A 17,841-nucleotide genomic window follows, 5' to 3' on the forward strand; every position below is an offset into this window, starting at 1 on the left:
TTGCTAAACAAGGATTAAACAAAAAAGGCGACCATTGGTCGCCTCTTAATCGTTCTGTTGAAAAAAATTACAAAATTTTAAATCCTAAACTCAATTGAAACAAGTTCGGTTTTTGGCTGTATTTTTCACTTTTACTGATGTTGGATAAACCGGCTTCGTAGCGTAAATCAACCGAAATGTTGCCCACATCTACACCAGCACCAGCCTGTAGGCCCAGTGCCTGGTTTTTGTAGTTGTCGAAATCGGTTGCTTGTTGATAAGCAGAACTAAACGACGAATTTTCATCCAGAATAAATGAAATAACCGGACCAGCCATTAAGCGGAAGTTTAAATTTTTAGCACCAAATTTTGTTCCCAATAAAACAGGAACATCTAAAGTAGTAAATTTTACTTTCCCTTCAGCTGCAACTTCGTTGCCATTATCTTGCGTAATGCTGATAAATTTATTGCCTTTGCTGCCAATGTAAGCCTCTGGTTGCACATAAAAACTAGCGCCACCAATCCGTGCCCAGGCACCAATCTGATAACCTAAACGGTTTTCTTCACTTGCAAAATCTGCATTTAACTTTGCTAAGTTTACGCCTGCTTTAACTCCGAGGTTAAACGTTTGTGCCTTTGATGTTGCCCAACCCAAGGTTAGGAAAACAATAGAGAAGATGATTTTTTTCATGTTGTTTAATTTGTTTTTTAAAGGTTATAAAACCATAAACGATCGATGATACCTGCCATGATTTCATTTTTAAAAATTTGTATTAAGCGGTTTTTATACCGATTAGGTTTTATAACGTGCTTTTAACACAATTATCGTGCAAAAAGAATCCGCGAATCTCCACTTTTTTTGTCACATCACATAAAAAGGTATTAACCTGAGCAAATATTTTTTACTTTTGCATCAAATAAAATATGCCATGGCTAATTTTCAACTTACTTCAGAAACTGCATTTAAAGTAAAAACCAAGTTCTTAAGGAAATATCGCGATCTGGCGAACGAGCCTTTAGAATTTACGCCAGGCAAAGAAGATCAACTGATTGAAGATTTAATGCGTTTGGTAAAACGCGACCGCACGTACATCGAATTTACCATTCAAAAAGCACTTGCCGATACCAAGGGTAACAGACTTTAGTAAATTTTTCCTTGTTTTCATCCTCTTCTTTTTCGCGTAACGCTTAATTTACGCTTAGCCCAAATAAGCTGTTTTTAATATTTATCGGTTTTTGTACATTTACGTTTGTACTTAATCAATAATAATCTTCCAAAAAGAGCGGTATTTCATTTAACTTGCCCTTCGGAATTAAAATATATAAGGGAATGAAGAAACTAAAATATGGTCTTTTAGCAGCTGGCTTTGGCGTGGCTGTTTTGTCTTTTTCATTTAAAGAAGATTTATTCCTGGTATCTAAAAATCTGGATATTTTTGCTTCGCTTTATAAAGAAATCAATATCAATTATGTTGATGACACCAATGCCCCCCAATTGATGAAAACGGGGATTGATGCCATGTTGGATAGTTTAGATCCCTATACCGAATATGTCCCAGAATCGGAGATTGAAGATTACAAGCTAAAATATGTGAGCACTCAATATGGTGGTATTGGGGCAGGTACTGTTTTTATTGATGGTAAACTGTTTATCAATGAAGTAAGCGAAGGTTATCCTGCAAATAAAAGTGATATTAAAGCCGGCGATCAGGTGCTGAGCATCAACGGGATTGCCATAAAAGGAAAAGACCGCTCAGAAGTTAGCCAATTATTGCGCGGCCCTAAAGGCACAGCTGTTGATTTGTTGGTGATCAGAGATGGAAAAGAAATCACTAAAAAACTTGTCCGTGATGAAATAAAACAGCCTAACGTTTCTTACTCAGGGATGGTTGGCGATGGCATCGGTTACATCAAACTTGATAAATTTCTTGAAAATTCTGGACAAGAAGTTAAAGATGCGCTGTTGGCTATTCAAAAAGAAAACCCAAAAGGTGTGGTTTTAGATTTGAGAAACAACGGCGGGGGTATTTTGCAGGAAGCGGTTAAAATTGTGAACCTCTTTGTGAATAAAGATCAGCTTATTGTAACCCAAAAAGGCAAAAATGTAGAGAAAACCATTGCCTATAAAACACTTTTAACCCCAGTTTCTACTTCAGTTCCGTTAGTAGTGCTTGTAAATGGTAATTCGGCCTCTGCCTCAGAGATTGTTGCGGGTTCTTTACAGGATTTAGATCGTGCCATTGTAATTGGCCAACGTAGTTACGGCAAAGGCTTGGTTCAGCAAACCTTTAACCTGCCCTATAACAGCTTGGTTAAAGTAACTGTGGCAAAATATTATACACCATCAGGCAGGTGCATCCAAAAATTAGATTATGCACATAAAAATGCCGATGGTATTGCAGAACGTTTTGCCGATTCGACCATGGCAATGTACCAAACCAAAGCAGGAAGAAACGTGTACAGTGGTAATGGTGTTTATCCCGATATTGTGGTAGATGCCATAAAGCTCAGCCCGATTACCATTTCAATGCTTAACAAAAACCTTTTCTTTAACTACGCAAATCAATACAGGAAAGAAAAGCCAAGTTTGGCCTCAGCCAAAACTTTCCAGTTATCTGATGCGGACTATGCTGCATTTTCTGGCAGTTTGGCCGATAAAGACTTAACCTACCTAAGCCGTACCGAAAGGTTGCTTTCCGATTTACGTTTAGAAGCCGAAAAGGAAAATAAATCTGCTGAGGTAAAAACCGATCTGGAGAATCTTAAATATAAACTTACCTCTTCTAAAAAAACTGATTTGGTTAGCCATAAAGCAGAAATAAAAAGAGTTTTAGAAACACAGATCGTAAGCCGATATTTTTACGAAAAAGGAAGAATTGAGCAGAGCTTCCAGTACGATAAAGAATTGGCTGCAGCAAAAAATCTTTTTACCAACCAATCGCAGATCCTGGCCATTTTAAAAGGCGATGGAAATTATAAGGTGATTGGAAAACCAACCAAAGCCACCGCATCAATAGACTAAAACCTAACCAAACGATACCACTATCCTTATGAAGAAATTAACCCTAATATGCCTTGTGCTATTAATTGCCTTACAGTTAAAAGCACAGGATTATACACCTACAGCCTCTAATCTAAAACAGCGGGCATGGTTTAACGATGCCCGTTTTGGCTTATTTATCCACTGGGGTCCTTTTAGTGTACCAGGGAGCGGCGAATGGGTAATGAACGAACGAAAGTTGAATGTTCATAATTATACAAACCTTAAAGATTTTTTTAACCCTGTTGAGTTTAATGCCGAACAATGGGTGAGCATGGCGAAGAATGCCGGAATGAAATACATTACGCTGATTACCAGGCACCATGATGGTTTTAGCATGTGGGATACCAAATATTCTGATTTCAATATCATGAATACGCCCTACAAAAAAGATATCGTAAAAATGATGGCCGATGAGTGCCATAAGCAAGGCATAAAACTATACCTGTATTATTCGCTGTTAGATTGGCGAAGAGAAGATTATCCACACGAAACTGGCCGTACCGGACAGAACTCAGGTAGAACGGGCAAAGGTAATTATGCAAGCTATTTGCAGTTCATGAAAAACCAATTAACAGAGTTGTTGACCAATTATGGTGAAATAGGCGGGATCTGGTTTGACGGGCATTGGGATCAGACTGAACCAGAAGGATCGAAAGACAGGACATCACGGATTGATTGGAAATACAATGAAATTTATGGTTTAATCCACAAACTTCAGCCACAGTGCATGATTGGTAACAATCACCACCTTACACCCTTTGCCGGAGAAGATTTTCAAATGTTCGAACGCGATCTTCCTGGTGAAAATAAATCAGGCTTAAGTTTTCAAAAGGCATCAGATAAACTACCGCTCGAAACCTGCGAAACCATTTCAAATTCGTGGGGATATAATTTGAGCGATACCTATTACAAATCGAATAAAGAACTGGTACATATGTTGGTTAAAGCTGCAAGTTTAGGGTCTAATCTTTTACTGAACATCGGCCCGATGCCGAGTGGTAAAATCCAGCCCGAGTTTCAAAATCGTTTGGCAGGTTTGGGCGATTGGCTTAAAATTTACGGTGAAAGTATTTACGGTACTAAAGCAGGATTTATAAAACCGCAGGCCTGGGGAAGCATTACGCAAAGCGACAACAAAGTTTATATCCACCTTGTTGACGGAAAAACGGCAACGCTTAACTTAGAAAACGTTCCGCTAAAGAAAATTAAAAAAGCATATTTGTTAAAAGACAAAAGCGCGGTAAACTATACCTTTAAAAAATCAAAATTAACCATTACTACAACTTTAAATAGTGCAGAACCCGATCAGGTAATTGTTTTGGAGATTGGGTAACGGGGCTTGCACGAATGGTCGTCATTTCGAGCGGAGAGCAACGCAGTCGAGAAATCTATCGAAACAGATTTCTCCATTTCACTGCGTTTCAGTCGAAATGACGACTGATTTTTACAATCTGTCATTGGTAATTTATTTCAGGATCTTTCCAGGCATAAAGATGCTGACCACGAAGTAGCTACAAGACAAATGAAAATACTTTTTCTACTTGTAAAACGATTTCAGCAGGAGGTGGTGGCCTTGAAATACGCAATGCAGCCCGTTGTATACCTGAAAATGGTGTATTTCTATCTTTTTCTTAATTTTAGCACAATTCTTTCCCCTTTATGAGAAAATAAACGTAAAACGTTTTACTTTTAGGCTTTATATTCTAATGTAAGAAATTATAAGCACACATGCAGTTCAAGAAAACCTCGTCTATTCTATTTCTAACAGCCTCTCTATTCTCCCTTAATGCAGCTGCGCAGCAGAACACCAAACTTACCCGGTATGTAGATCCATTAATCGGATCGGCAAAACACGGTCACGTTTTTGTAGGTGCAAATGTTCCTTTTGGTGCAGTTCAGCTGGGGCCGAACAACATTTTTGAAGGCTGGGATTGGTGCAGTGGGTATAATTATGTTAGTAATACCATTACCGGTTTTGCACATACGCATTTAAGTGGTACCGGAATCGGCGATCTGGGCGATATTTCGATCATGCCTGCAACTGGTAAATTATTGCTCGAGAAAGGTAAAACAGCCGAAGATCAGAACGGCTACCTGTCTAAATTTTCGCATCAAAATGAAATAGCCAAAGCTGGTTATTACAGTGTATTGCTTGATAAATACCAGATTAAAGCCGAACTAACAGCAACTGAAAGAGTAGGTTTTCACCAATATACTTTTAAAAAAGGTGCCGAAAACCCACATATCATTATTGATTTGATAGAAGGTATAGGCTGGGACGCACCTGTATCTGCATCATTTAAACAGCTTGATGCTACCACTATTGTAGGGCATCGTAATTCGAAAGGTTGGGCCAACGATCAGCGTTTGTATTTTGTAATTAAACTTTCACAACCGATTAAAAGTATTGCGTTATATGATAGCACAGCCGTTAAAAGTGGTACAGAATTATCTGGCAAAAAACTAAAAGCAGCGGTAAACTTCAATGCCATTAATCATGATAAACTACAGATTAAAGTTGCTTTATCTCCGGTAAGCATTGAAAATGCCATTTTAAACCTAAAAACAGAGTTGCCAGGCTGGGATTTTACCACCACAGTTAAAAACAGTGATGCGAAATGGGAGAAAGAACTGGCCAAGGTGAAAATTGAGGCTTCAAATACGACCAAAAAGGTATTTTATACTGCTTTGTACCATACCATGGTGGCCCCGTCACTTTTTAACGATGTAAACAAAGATTACCTCGGTACAGATAAAAAGGTATACAAAAAGGCAAATTTCAATAACCTCACCACCTTTTCATTGTGGGATACTTACCGTGCGGCTAATCCATTGTACACCATCCTGCACCAGGATAAGGTAGGCGATGTGGTAAATACCATGTTGGCCATCTATAAACAACAGGGTAAACTACCCGTTTGGCATTTAATGGGAAGCGAAACCAATACTATGGTGGGCTACCATGCCGTTCCGGTTATTGTTGATGCCTATTTAAAAGGATACCGTGGCTTCGACGTAAATCTGGCATACAAAGCGATAAAACAATCGGCCATGCAGAAAACAGATGGCATCGAATACATTCAGGAGCTTAAATACATTCCTGCCGATAAAATAAACGAATCAGTGGGTAAGGCTTTGGAGTATGCTATTGATGATTATTGCATTGCACAAATGGCTAAGGCATTGAATAAAACAGCAGATTACACTTACTTTAGCAAAAGATCGAAACTGTATAGTTTATATTTCGATCCGAGCGTTCAGTTTATGCGTGGTAAACTTGCAAACGGAAACCGGAGAAGCCCGTTTGATCCTTTTTCATCCAAACACCGTGAAGATGACTATGTAGAAGGGAATGCGTGGCAATATACCTGGTTAGTACCGCAAGATGTAGAAGGATTGATTGATCTTTTTGGAGGGGATAAAGCTTTTATCAACAAACTCGACTCGCTATTTACCTTACCCTTAGATTTGGGAACCAACGGTTCGCCGGATATTAGCGGATTGATCGGTAATTATGCGCAGGGAAATGAACCCAATCACCACATTCCTTATTTATATACTTACGCAGGCCAGCCATGGAAAACTGCCGATCTGATCCGTAAAATCGACAAAGATTTTTATTCTTCAAAACCGGATGGTTTGTGTGGTAACGAAGATGTAGGTCAAATGAGTGCCTGGTATGTTTTCTCGGCAATGGGTTTCTATCCTGTAAATCCGGCAAACGGGGCTTACGTTTTCGGAACGCCATTAGTTAATGATGCGATAATTTCGCTGCCTGGGAATAAGAAATTCAATATAAAGGTTGTGGGTAATAGTGCGGAGAATAAGTACATTCAGAAAATTGTGCTGAATGGCAAAGCTTATACTAAATCATATATCCTGCATAAAACCATGATAACTGGCGGAAATATGCAAATTTATATGGGCAATAAACCATCAGCAACCTGGGGGGTAAAACAAGAAGACAGACCAGTTTCAACTAAGTAATGATTAAATTGAAAATGATTGAATGCTTACTATACCAATAGTGAAAATTCTCATTCAGTAAATAAAACATTCTCTCATTCAATAAATCAATCACTCAATAATTTAATAATAATGAAGAAAATATTCCTACTTCTCTTACTCTGTTCGGTTTTGACCGTAAATGCACAACAGCGCTATGAACTAAATTCGGGTTGGGTATGTACCAATATCAAAGATGCTAAATCTACTGGTTCAGAAATTTCGAAAACAGGCTTTTCGATTAACAGTTGGATGCCTGCAACTGTACCAGGAACAGTATTAACTACTTTGCTGAACAACAAAAAAGTACCCGATCCATTTTATGGAATGAACAATGAGAAAATTCCTGATGTGTATAAAACCGGTAACGATTATTACACCTATTGGTTTGTAAAAGATTTTGAGGAGCGCGCGGCGGGTAACGAACAAGTTTGGCTGCAGTTTAGGGGAATAAATTACAAAGCCGAAATTTATTTAAACGGAAAAAAAGTTAATCCAAAAACCCAGGTGGGTATGCACCTAAGGGCACAGTATAACATCACTAAACTTTTATCTTCAAACGGGAAAAACAGGCTGGCCGTAATTGTTTATCCTCCGGATTTTCCGGGTAACCCGAACGGTGGCCAGGGTGGTGATGGCACTATTGCCAAAGGTTTAACCACACAATACACCGCCGGCTGGGATTGGATTCAGCCTACGCGTGATCGTAATACGGGTATTTGGGATAAAGTGACCATCGAGAAAACAAAAAGCATCAATATCCTGAATCCACAGGTAATTACCTTGGTCCCAGGCAAGCGCGTACCAGAAGGAAAACAAAATCCGGCTACCGTTAAAGTTTCAGTTGAAGTAGAAAACCCTACAGGTCAGACTATTTCGGGTACTTTGCAATATCAAATTGCTGGGAAGCTGATTAAACAGCCTGCGACTATCGCAGCCAATAAAACCACTACGGTTAAACTTCCTGATTTACAGCTCGACAACCCTAAGTTATGGTGGCCAAGCGGATACGGGCCGCAGAACCTGTATGATGTGAAGATAGAATTTATAGCAGCCAATCAGGTTTTGGATCAAGAACAGCTTAAAGTGGGGGTTCGCCAAATAGATAATATCTGGAACGAGCACACCAAGAGTATGGGCGCTTTTGTAAACGGGCAAAAGATTTTTATTAAGGGTGGTAACTGGATTATTTCTGATGCGATGCTCCGTTTTAGCGATGCCCGCTACGATGCTGAAGTGCGTTACCATAAAGATATGAACCTCAACCTGATCAGGATTTGGGGAGGAGCAATTTTAGAAAGACCTGAGTTTTACAACGCCTGTGATAAATATGGTTTGTTGGTTTTTCAGGATTTTTGGTTTAGTGGCGATTGCAACGGCCGATGGGTAGATCCAATGAAAAAAGAAGATCAATGGACGCGCAGAAATTATCCGGATGATCATAATTTAACCTTAACAGCCATTGAAGATCAGATCAAAATGATCAGGAACCATGCTTCGCTGGCTTTTTGGTGTGGAGGAAACGAAATTACACCGCCAGAAGATATTTTAGAACCCTTAAAAAATGATATCCTGCCACGCCTGGATGGCACAAGAAAACTTTTTGATTTCTCTAATAGCGATGAAATGTCGTTCAATTCCATTGGAGGGAACGGTGATGGTCCATACGGCATACAGGATATTAAAACTTTCTGGGGTACCAGAACATTTCCTTACAATTCGGAAGTAGGATCGGTAGGGGTAGGCGACTACGTTTCCCTGCTCCGCTTTATCCCAAAAGAAAACCTGATTGCGCCGCAATACAAAGCCAAGCCCGATTCGGTATGGGATTATCATAAATATATCTCTTACGAGCAATACCTTAATCCATACGGTAGGCCAAAAAGCGCAGAAGATTTTGCAATGAAAGCACAATTGGCCAACTACGATCAATACAGAGCATTAATGGAAGGTTTCTCGAACAAAATGTGGGACTGGTATACCGGTTCTATCATCTGGAAAACCCAAAACCCCTGGACAGCCATGCGTGGACAGATGTATGATTATTACCTTGATCCTAATGCCTGTTTATATGGCTTAAGGAAAGGAAGTGAACCTTTGCATGTGATGATGAACCCTTTGGATAGCATGGTTACCATTGTAAACAATAGCTTTAGCACTAAAAACAACCTGATGGTACAGGCGAAAGCTTATGATATGGACGGAAAAGATTATTTCTACTCTCAGGCCTTCAATTCGGTTGGTCCATCTTCGGTGAGAAGACTTTTTCCTATGAACGAGTTCTTAACCAAGCTGGATAAAAAAGAAGGTGTATTTGTTTCTTTAAGGATTTTAGATCAAAAGCAAAATATTTTAAGCGAGAATATTTATTGGCTTCCAGGTAAGGATGGTGAATATTCGGGCTTAAAAAGCATCAAACAAACACCAATAAAAGTTGCAGCAGTTGATCAGAAAAACGGCAAGGTAGCAGTTACTTTAACCAATGCAAATGGCAATCCGGTAGCGTTTTTTAACCGTGTTGCTTTAATAAATGGCAATACTGGCGAACGTGTACTCCCTGCTTTTTATGATGATAACTACGTGAGTATTTTACCTGGCGAAAGCAAAACGATAATTGTAGAATATACAGGGAAACAAAATAACCTGGCAGTAGAGGTGTATGGCTGGAATATAGAGAAGCAGAAGGTAAATATTCAGTAGCGAAGAGTCGTCATTGCGAGGTACGAAGCAATCTTAATGCACTGGGTTGAAAACCTAGCTGAATTAATTTTTTTGGAAATGATGGGTTCTGTCGTCGTGGCGGATCGTAGTCCTGCTATCGCTTCAAGTCCTCACTCGTGCCTCGCTCCGGGCTTTACGCTTTATCAGGTTTAGCAACAGCGGGCGCTGAACGAAATTCCGAGATCGCGATGGATCCGCGTTAGGGATTGTAAGGGTTCAGTACCGATTCTTCATCGGTACCGGAGCGAAGCGCAGCCCTGAAAAGCCCGACCCTTTCCCGTATTTCACGGGATTGGGTAACGCCCAGATTAATTTATAATTTTATATTAGCCATTTACAATTCGTACTCTGAGCTATACCTATAAAGTAAAAAAGGCGACACTTTAGGAATCGCCTTTCTCTTTAATATGTTTTACAACTTAACTTACGCCGTGTAATTTCACTTTTAATCCATCCATATTGTTGTTTAACTGCAGTTGGCAGGCTAAACGCGAATTTGGTAACAGATCGGGCAAAGTATCCAACATGGCATACTCATCGTCTGTCATTTCGTTAAGTTTTTCTTCGCCTTCTAACACATCAACGCAGCAGGTAGCACATAAGGCCATTCCGCCACAAGTAGCTAGGATATCGTACTCTGATGCTTTTAGAAACTCCATCAGGCTTAAACCCATGTCTGTTGGTGCAACGTGTTCAGTAACCGAGCCATCCGGCTCTTGCATGTATATATTAATATTGTTTTCCATTTTTTAGCTTACTTATATTGATTCACAAATATAGTAGAAAGCTTAAAATTCTGAAACTCCGTTTACAGTTGTATATTTCATGGTATATTTCACCCCTGGGTTCATGTAAGAATAAGCACTGTGGCTCATTAATGCAGCCTCGTGGAAACCACAAAGAATCAATTTTAGTTTATTGGTGTAAGTGTTGATGTCACCAATGGCATAAATTCCAGGGATGTTTGTCGAATAATCATCAACGTTAACCTCGATTGCACTTTTGTTGATATTTAAGTTCCAATCTTCAATCGGACCTAATTTAGGGCTCAAACCAAACAAAGGAATTAAGTGATCGGCTTCTACCACCGTTTTTTCCATGGTACGGTTCTGCACAATTTCAACTTGTTCTAATTTGTCGGTTCCCTGTACCGCCTGAAGATTGCTATTTAAAATCAAATTGATTTTACCGCTTTCTGCCAATGCCATTACTTTAGCAACCGAATCTGGAGCACCACGGAAACTCTCACTTCTGTGCACCAAAGTTAATTCAGAACAAACTTCTGCTAGGTAAATGGTCCAGTCTAAAGCAGAGTCGCCACCACCGGCAATCACCATTTTCTGATCACGGTACTTCTCTGGGTCAAGGATCATATAGTTTACACCTTTACCATTCTCAAAGTTCTCTAAATTTTCTACAGCAGGTTTACGAGGCTCAAAGCAACCTAAACCACCTGCAATTACCACAACTTTGGCTTCGATAACAGTACCCATATTGGTCGTTAAAACGAAATCAGCTTCGCTACGCTTTTCTAAACCTTCAATACGCTCGCCTAAAGTAAACGTTGGATGGAAAGGTTTTGCCTGCTCCATTAAGTTATCGATAAGTTCCTGGGCCAACACAGAAGGATAACCTGGGATATCGTATATCGGTTTTTTAGGGTAAATTTCAGACAGCTGACCACCAACCTGAGGCAGGTAGTCAATTAAATGGCAACGCATTTTTAATAAACCGGCTTCAAAAATGGCGAATAAGCCAACCGGACCAGCGCCTATTACGGCTATATCAGTAGTGATCATTAAAAAAAATTTGACGCAAAGTTACAAAATAAAGTATTATCAATCCTGTTATTTAGAAATATTCTAGATAATTTTGTAATCCTGTTGTATTCAGTATTTTATATGCTTTGCGTTGGGTAAAAACAAAAGTTAAGGGTTTTTAGCAGTTTAAAGCAAATTATAATTGGTCTATAGGTTTAGTGGGAAATGGGATGGTGTTATATTAGGAGCATAATTTTTCGTGATGATTACTGCAAGATATCGTCATTTCGAGCGGAGTGCAACGTAGGTCGGGAAATCGATTATAGATCTCTCTCCCGAAAGTTCGGGACTACGCTCCAGTCGAGATGACGACCATCTATGGAGCCCAGAATGACAAAAAATGCGCTACCAACTCATCCCTAAATTCTGAAACACAAAGCTCCATACATCAGCCGCTTCTTCAATCACTTTCGTTGTAGGCTTGCCTGCGCCATGGCCTGCTTTGGTTTCGATCCTAATTAAAACCGGGTTTTCGCCTTTATATTTATCCTGTAGGGTTGCTGCAAATTTAAATGAATGTGCAGGTACTACGCGGTCATCGTGATCTGCTGTTGTTATTAATGTTGCCGGATAATTAACACCGCTTTTTAGGTTATGGAGCGGCGAATATTTAATCAGGTAATCGAAATCTTCCTTTTTGTCGCTACTTCCGTATTCAACTGCCCAGCCCCAGCCCACAGTAAATTTATGGTAGCGAAGCATGTCTAAAACGCCAACAGCTGGTAGCGCCACTTTAAATAGATCGGGTCTTTGGGTCATACAGGCACCTACCAACAGTCCGCCGTTTGAGCCACCAGATATGGCAATTTTAGATGGATTGGTGTATTTCTCTTTAACCAGATATTCGGCTGCGGCAATAAAATCGTCGAAAACGTTCTGTTTTTTTGATAGCATACCGGCTTTGTGCCAGGTTTCGCCATACTCGCTTCCGCCACGTAAACTAGGCTGTACGTAAATGCCGCCACGTTCTAAAAATAGCATCCGAGATAGACTGAATCCAGGTGTTAAACTAACCTGAAAACCACCATAGGCATACAAATAAACAGGATTGTTACCGTCGAGCTTGATCCCTTTCTTTGATACGATAAACATAGGTACCTTGGTGCCATCTTTCGATGGATAAAACACCTGTTTGGTTTCGTAGTTATCGGTATTAAATTGGAGTCCAGATTTTTTATATAATATAGATTCGCTCTTGTTGATGTCGTAACGGTAAATAGTACCGGGAGTAGTGAAATTAGAAAAGGTGTAAAAGAATTCTTTATCTTCTTTGTAGCCGCCAAAGCTTCCAACTGTTCCAATAGCTGGCAGTTTTACGTCGCCAATTTTCTTTCCGCTTAAATCAAACTGTATAATATTGGTGCTTGCATCTTTTAGATAGGATGCCCATAGAAATCCTCCTCCAGTTCCAATACCTTCTAGTGCCAGTTTAGATTCGGGGATGATTTTCTGCCAATTTTTAGGACCTGCATTTTTTGGATCGACCAAAACCACCTGTTTGTTTTCAGCGCCCAGATCGGTATTTACCAATAGCTTATCGCCAATATTATCAATAACGCTGTGGTTGTTTTCAAAACCCTTAACCAATAAGGCAATTTTACTGTTTGGTGCTTTCAGATCTTGATAGTATAATGCATTGCCCGAAGTGCCAGCGCTGGCGTAAACCACCAGAAAGCGTTCGTCTTCGGTAACATTGGCGCCGAAATATAGATTTGGATTGGTTTTATCTTCAAAAATTAATTGATCATTTTTCTGTTCCTCTCCCAATTTGTGGAAATATACTTTTTGGTGTTTATTGGCGGCAGAAAGATCAGTTCCTTTAATAGGTTCATCAAATTTACTGTAATAAAAACCATCGCCTTTCCATGCTGCGCCAGAGAACTTCGTCCATTTTAGTTCATCAGCTAATTTGGTTTTGCTGGCTATTTCCATTACATAAATATTGCTCCAGTCTGATCCTGCTTGCGCAATCGAATAGGCCAGGTATTTTTTGTCGTGAGAGAAGCCCAAAATCGAAATGGCTGCCGTTCCGTCTTTTGTAAGTTTATTTGGATCGAGAAAAACTTCTTCCTTGCCATCTAACCCTTTTTTAATAAACCAGATGCTTTGGTTTTGAAGCCCGTCATTTTTGGCGAAGAAATAATATTCGCCAACCTTAAATGGCTCACTTTCTTTAGGGTAGTTCCATAATGCTGTTAAGCGCTTTTTAATGTCAGTACGGTAGGGGATCTGCTCGAGATAGTTTTGAGTAACCTTATTTTCGGCTACAACCCAGGCTTTTGTTTCAGCTGAGGTATCATTCTCTAGCCATCTGTAAGGATCTGCAATGGTTGTTCCGAAATAATTATCTTTTGTGCTGTCTTTTTTTGTTTCAGGGTATTTCATCAATGTTATTTTTTCTGCAGGTTTTTTGCCTTGGTTGCAGGCGAAAAGACTTAATGCAAATAAGCTCAATACAATTTGTTTTTTCATCTTTAATAAGATTTGTTTACTAATATATGTCTTTTTTTTCTTTGGGTTGATTGCACAGGTTTAGAGATTACACCGATTTGTTATGGCGATTTTAGTTTTAGTGTTCTTGCTTTAGTCTTTAAGCTTTTTGCTTTCGGGGTTCTCATCATTGAGAAATTAAGGACATTAAGTTTTTTGCAACGGAAACACAGATTTACACGGAGTTTGGCTCGTTATGTTAGTCTTTGGTGTTTCTGCTTTAGTCTTTAAGCTTTTTGTTTTCGGGGATCTCATCATTGAGAAATTAAGGGTATTAAGTTTTTTTGCCACGGAAACACAGATTTAGGGATCACACCGATTTGTTAAGGCGATTTTAGTTTTCTTGCTTTAGCCTCTGGTCTTTAAGCTTTCGTCTTTATGTTTGGTCTTTCTGCTTTAGTCTTTAAGCTTTTTCCTTAAGGGATGATTACGCAGATTTTGAGATTGCACAGATTATAGTCTTTCAGCTTTTTGCCTTACCTTTGAATTTGTACATGGTTAAGAATATTTATTTCGCTTCCGATTTTCATTTAGGCACGCCAAATTATGCCGAAAGCCGTGCCCGTGAAGCGCGTGTTGTAAGTTGGCTGAGTTTTATTGAGCCGAATTGCAGCGAACTGTTTTTAATGGGCGATATTTTCGATTTCTGGTTCGAGTATGCTAAAGTAATTCCGAAGGGATTTATACGTTTACAGGGTAAGTTGGCCGCCATGGCCGATACCGGGATAAAAATCTATTTTTTTAAAGGTAACCATGACATGTGGGTGCGCGATTATTTTACGCAGGAAATTGGCATGAAAATCATCAGCGATGAAATGGTCATGGAGCGTAGCGGTAAGAAATTTTACCTGCACCATGGCGATGGTTTAGGGCCAGGGGATAACAAATATAAATTCTTGAGAAAGATTTTTAGAAGCAAGGTTTGCCAATGGTTGTTTGCCCGTTTGCATCCGAATCTAGGTATTGGTATTGCCAATGGATGGAGCCAGGGTAGTAGGGCTGCACAAACTGAAAAAGAAGTTTTTTTAGGTGAGGATAAAGAATGGCTGGCCATTTATGCCAAAGAGCAATTGCATAAGGAGCATTTCGATTATTTTATTTTCGGACATAGGCACCTACCGCTCGATATCGATTTGGGTAATGGGAGCCGGTATGTTAATATTGGCGAATGGCTCAACTATAATTCTTATGGGGTTTTTGATGGTGTGGATTTAAAATTGGAGTATTATAACCCAGATGCTTAATTTTTAAGTTCATTTTTTTCGGAAAGCAATGTCTATAGCTGAGTTTAATGTTAGCCGGGCTTTTCGTTGTAGTCCCGATTTTAAAGGAAAATCGGGAGCTGCCACTTCAATCCCGTTTAGGTAGGCGGGTTCGTGCTGCTATTGAAGGTTGGGTTTCGCCTAGCTACACCGCCCTCGATTCATAAACCCGATAAAACGAAAAGCCCACAGCGCAGCGAGGACTTGATTGATAGCGGGGCTACCGGCTGCCATATGCACAGAACTGTTCATTTCCAAAAACCATTCGATAATACTGTAAATTCCTTTTCATACCTGCAGCGTAGATGAAGAGCTTTCTTTTTTGGAAAGCAATGTCTGTGGATCAGTTTAATGTTAGCCGAGCTTTTCGTTATAGTCCCGATTTTAAAAGAAAATCGGGAGCTGCCTCTTCAATCCCGTTTAGTTACGTAGGTTCCTGCTGCTATTAAAGGTTGCGTTTCGCCTAGCAGCACCCCCTCTGTTTCTAAACCCGATAAAATGAAAAGCCCACAGCGCAGCGAGGACTTGAAGTGATAGCGGGGCTACTGACGGCCACTGGCACGAACCTTTCATTTTCTAATTAAACTATAAACATTTCAATTTATACTCAAGCGCCTGGCCAATTAACCGCTAATCCTAAACAAACTAATTCAGCTTTTTTCCTTATTTTTGCATTTCCTGAATTTTTGGGCCTATACCGACCGTCAGGAAATTTCAACAAGAATAAATATGTTAGATAAATTAGAAGCTATAAAGCTGCGTTGGGAAGATGTGGAAGAATCGTTGAGCAATCCGGATGTAATTCAGGATATGAAACGTTTTGCGGCTTTAAATAAAGAATATAAAGACTTGGGCAAGATTGTAGACGAATATAAAATCTACAAAAATGTAATGAGTAATATTGATGCCAACAAAGAAATTTTAGCTACTGAGAAAGATGCTGAAATGCGTGAGATGGCAAAAGAAGAACTGGATATGCTTTTAAAGCAGCAGGAAGAAATGGAAAGCAATATCCGTTTGATGTTGATTCCTAAAGACCCTGAAGATGCTAAGAACGCGGTATTCGAGATTCGTGGTGGTACTGGTGGCGATGAAGCGGCTTTATTTGCTGGCGATTTATACCGCATGTATACCCGTTATTTCGAAACTAAGGGATGGAAAGTAGAAACTGTTGATGTAACTGAAGGTACAGCCGGTGGTTATAAAGAGGTGATCTTAAAAGTGAGTGGCGATGATGTGTATGGTCAGTTAAAATACGAAAGTGGCGTGCACCGTGTGCAACGTGTACCTGATACCGAAACTCAAGGGCGTGTACATACTTCGGCGGCATCTGTAGCTGTTTTGCCAGAAGCTGAAGAAATTGATCTGTACATTAACCCAGCAGATATCGAACTGCAAACTTCGCGTTCAGGCGGTGCCGGTGGACAGAACGTAAATAAAGTGGAAACCAAGGTGCAGTTAACGCACAAGCCATCGGGTTTGGTGGTGGTATGCCAGCAAGAGCGATCGCAATTGGGTAACCGTGTTATTGCGATGGAGATGTTGCGTAGCAAGCTTTACGATATCGAATTACAGAAAAAGAATGGTGATATTGCCGCTAAACGTAAAACAATGGTATCCACAGGAGATCGTTCGGCAAAGATCAGAACATATAATTATCCACAGGGACGGGTTACCGAACACCGTATCGGATTAACGATGTATAACCTTCCATCGATCATGGATGGCGATATTCAGGAGATTATTAGTGCCCTTCAGTTTGCTGAAAATGCAGAAAAGATGCAGGAAGGTGCTGTAGGATAGGGAGTTATATATTTTTTAAAAAAAAGTTTGCGAATTAAGATATAGTCTCTATATTTGCAAACTCGAAAGAGACAAGAGGTTCGAACTTTAAAGAAGAACAAAAGGAGTGGTAGTTCAGCTGGTTAGAATGCCTGCCTGTCACGCAGGAGGTCGCGGGTTCGAGTCCCGTCCATTCCGCAATAAAAGCCTTAACTTGAAAAAAGTTGAGGCTTTTTTGTTTAATAACCTTTTCAAATTAAATTATTTAGAATGAGGGTCAGGTGGTTACGTAATTATAGCTAAAAATGTTGCCTGAAATAGTAATAAACAGAATATAGTATCTATATTTGCATTCCCGAAAGGGGAAGAGGTTCGAACTTTAAAGCGGACAAAAGGAGTGGTAGTTCAGCTGGTTAGAATGCCTGCCTGTCACGCAGGAGGTCGCGGGTTCGAGTCCCGTCCATTCCGCGAAAATAGTTTTAAATTTAACTAAAAGCCTGTAAATTAAATGTTTACAGGCTTTTTCGTTTTCTGGAAACTCCAAATTATTCATTTTTTCGCAAGAAAAAGGATTTGTATGGATCAATACCAAAAGTTGTGGATCAAGCGTAAATTTGGGAGCTAATATTAATTTGGAGCGCAATGGCTTGCTACGAACAATGGCATTCCCTCCATACACTCCAATCTTTTGGAAACTCGATCTATACTGCTCATGAACCGCAAGCCAAAAGGATTTCGC

The 17,841-nt window shown here is 39.8% G+C and carries 11 protein-coding genes and 2 tRNA genes; 9 read left to right on the forward strand and 4 right to left on the reverse strand.

Annotated features, from left to right (window positions below):
- Positions 1-67: 67 nt before the first annotated feature.
- Positions 68-670, reverse strand: a complete 603-nt coding sequence (locus J7E57_RS19045; protein WP_029280581.1) for a porin family protein — start codon at positions 668-670, stop codon at positions 68-70.
- A gap of 238 nt (positions 671-908) precedes the next feature.
- Between J7E57_RS19045 and J7E57_RS19050 the strand changes: the two genes are divergently transcribed.
- The 5 genes from J7E57_RS19050 to J7E57_RS19070 all read left to right on the forward strand — a co-directional run bounded on the left by J7E57_RS19050 (position 909) and on the right by J7E57_RS19070 (position 9,727).
- On the forward strand, positions 909-1,124 hold the full coding sequence (locus J7E57_RS19050) for a hypothetical protein (protein ID WP_025141830.1): 216 nt from the start codon (positions 909-911) through the stop codon (positions 1,122-1,124).
- 185 nt (positions 1,125-1,309) lie between these two features.
- Positions 1,310-3,001: a S41 family peptidase gene (locus tag J7E57_RS19055; protein WP_215124676.1), complete on the forward strand. Its 1,692-nt coding sequence runs from the start codon at positions 1,310-1,312 to the stop codon at positions 2,999-3,001.
- A 28-nt stretch (positions 3,002-3,029) separates the two neighbouring features.
- Positions 3,030-4,355 (forward strand): alpha-L-fucosidase, encoded by a 1,326-nt coding sequence (locus tag J7E57_RS19060; RefSeq protein ID WP_215124675.1) that lies wholly within the window; start codon positions 3,030-3,032, stop codon positions 4,353-4,355.
- Between the two features lie 395 nt (positions 4,356-4,750).
- Positions 4,751-7,009 (forward strand): GH92 family glycosyl hydrolase, encoded by a 2,259-nt coding sequence (locus J7E57_RS19065; RefSeq protein WP_215124674.1) that lies wholly within the window; start codon positions 4,751-4,753, stop codon positions 7,007-7,009.
- 111 nt (positions 7,010-7,120) lie between these two features.
- Positions 7,121-9,727 (forward strand): glycoside hydrolase family 2 protein, encoded by a 2,607-nt coding sequence (locus J7E57_RS19070; RefSeq protein ID WP_215124673.1) that lies wholly within the window; start codon positions 7,121-7,123, stop codon positions 9,725-9,727.
- 440 nt (positions 9,728-10,167) lie between these two features.
- Here the strand turns inward: J7E57_RS19070 and J7E57_RS19075 are convergent, their stop codons facing one another.
- The 3 genes from J7E57_RS19075 to J7E57_RS19085 form a co-directional block, all read right to left on the reverse strand.
- Positions 10,168-10,494 (reverse strand): 2Fe-2S iron-sulfur cluster-binding protein, encoded by a 327-nt coding sequence (locus tag J7E57_RS19075; protein WP_025141835.1) that lies wholly within the window; start codon positions 10,492-10,494, stop codon positions 10,168-10,170.
- Positions 10,495-10,536: 42 nt separating this feature from the next.
- The gene (locus tag J7E57_RS19080; protein WP_215124672.1) at positions 10,537-11,547 is read right to left on the reverse strand and encodes an NAD(P)/FAD-dependent oxidoreductase; all 1,011 of its coding nucleotides are present in this window, start codon (positions 11,545-11,547) and stop codon (positions 10,537-10,539) included.
- A gap of 366 nt (positions 11,548-11,913) precedes the next feature.
- A complete protein-coding gene (locus tag J7E57_RS19085; RefSeq protein WP_215124671.1) occupies positions 11,914-14,040 on the reverse strand; it encodes a prolyl oligopeptidase family serine peptidase in 2,127 nt (708 codons plus the stop codon).
- Positions 14,041-14,552: 512 nt separating this feature from the next.
- On the opposite strand from J7E57_RS19085, the gene J7E57_RS19090 reads away from it, so the two are divergent.
- From J7E57_RS19090 to J7E57_RS19105, 4 genes are all read left to right on the forward strand, one after another.
- Positions 14,553-15,302: a UDP-2,3-diacylglucosamine diphosphatase gene (locus J7E57_RS19090; RefSeq protein ID WP_215124670.1), complete on the forward strand. Its 750-nt coding sequence runs from the start codon at positions 14,553-14,555 to the stop codon at positions 15,300-15,302.
- Between the two features lie 747 nt (positions 15,303-16,049).
- Positions 16,050-17,123 (forward strand): peptide chain release factor 1, encoded by a 1,074-nt coding sequence (gene prfA / locus J7E57_RS19095; RefSeq protein WP_215124669.1) that lies wholly within the window; start codon positions 16,050-16,052, stop codon positions 17,121-17,123.
- A 103-nt stretch (positions 17,124-17,226) separates the two neighbouring features.
- Positions 17,227-17,300, forward strand: a tRNA-Asp gene (locus J7E57_RS19100).
- Between the two features lie 196 nt (positions 17,301-17,496).
- Positions 17,497-17,570, forward strand: a tRNA-Asp gene (locus J7E57_RS19105).
- Positions 17,571-17,841: the final 271 nt, after the last annotated feature.

The sequence above is a fragment of the Pedobacter sp. ISL-64 genome, assembly GCF_018613605.1.
In the GTDB taxonomy this organism is placed as follows: domain Bacteria; phylum Bacteroidota; class Bacteroidia; order Sphingobacteriales; family Sphingobacteriaceae; genus Pedobacter.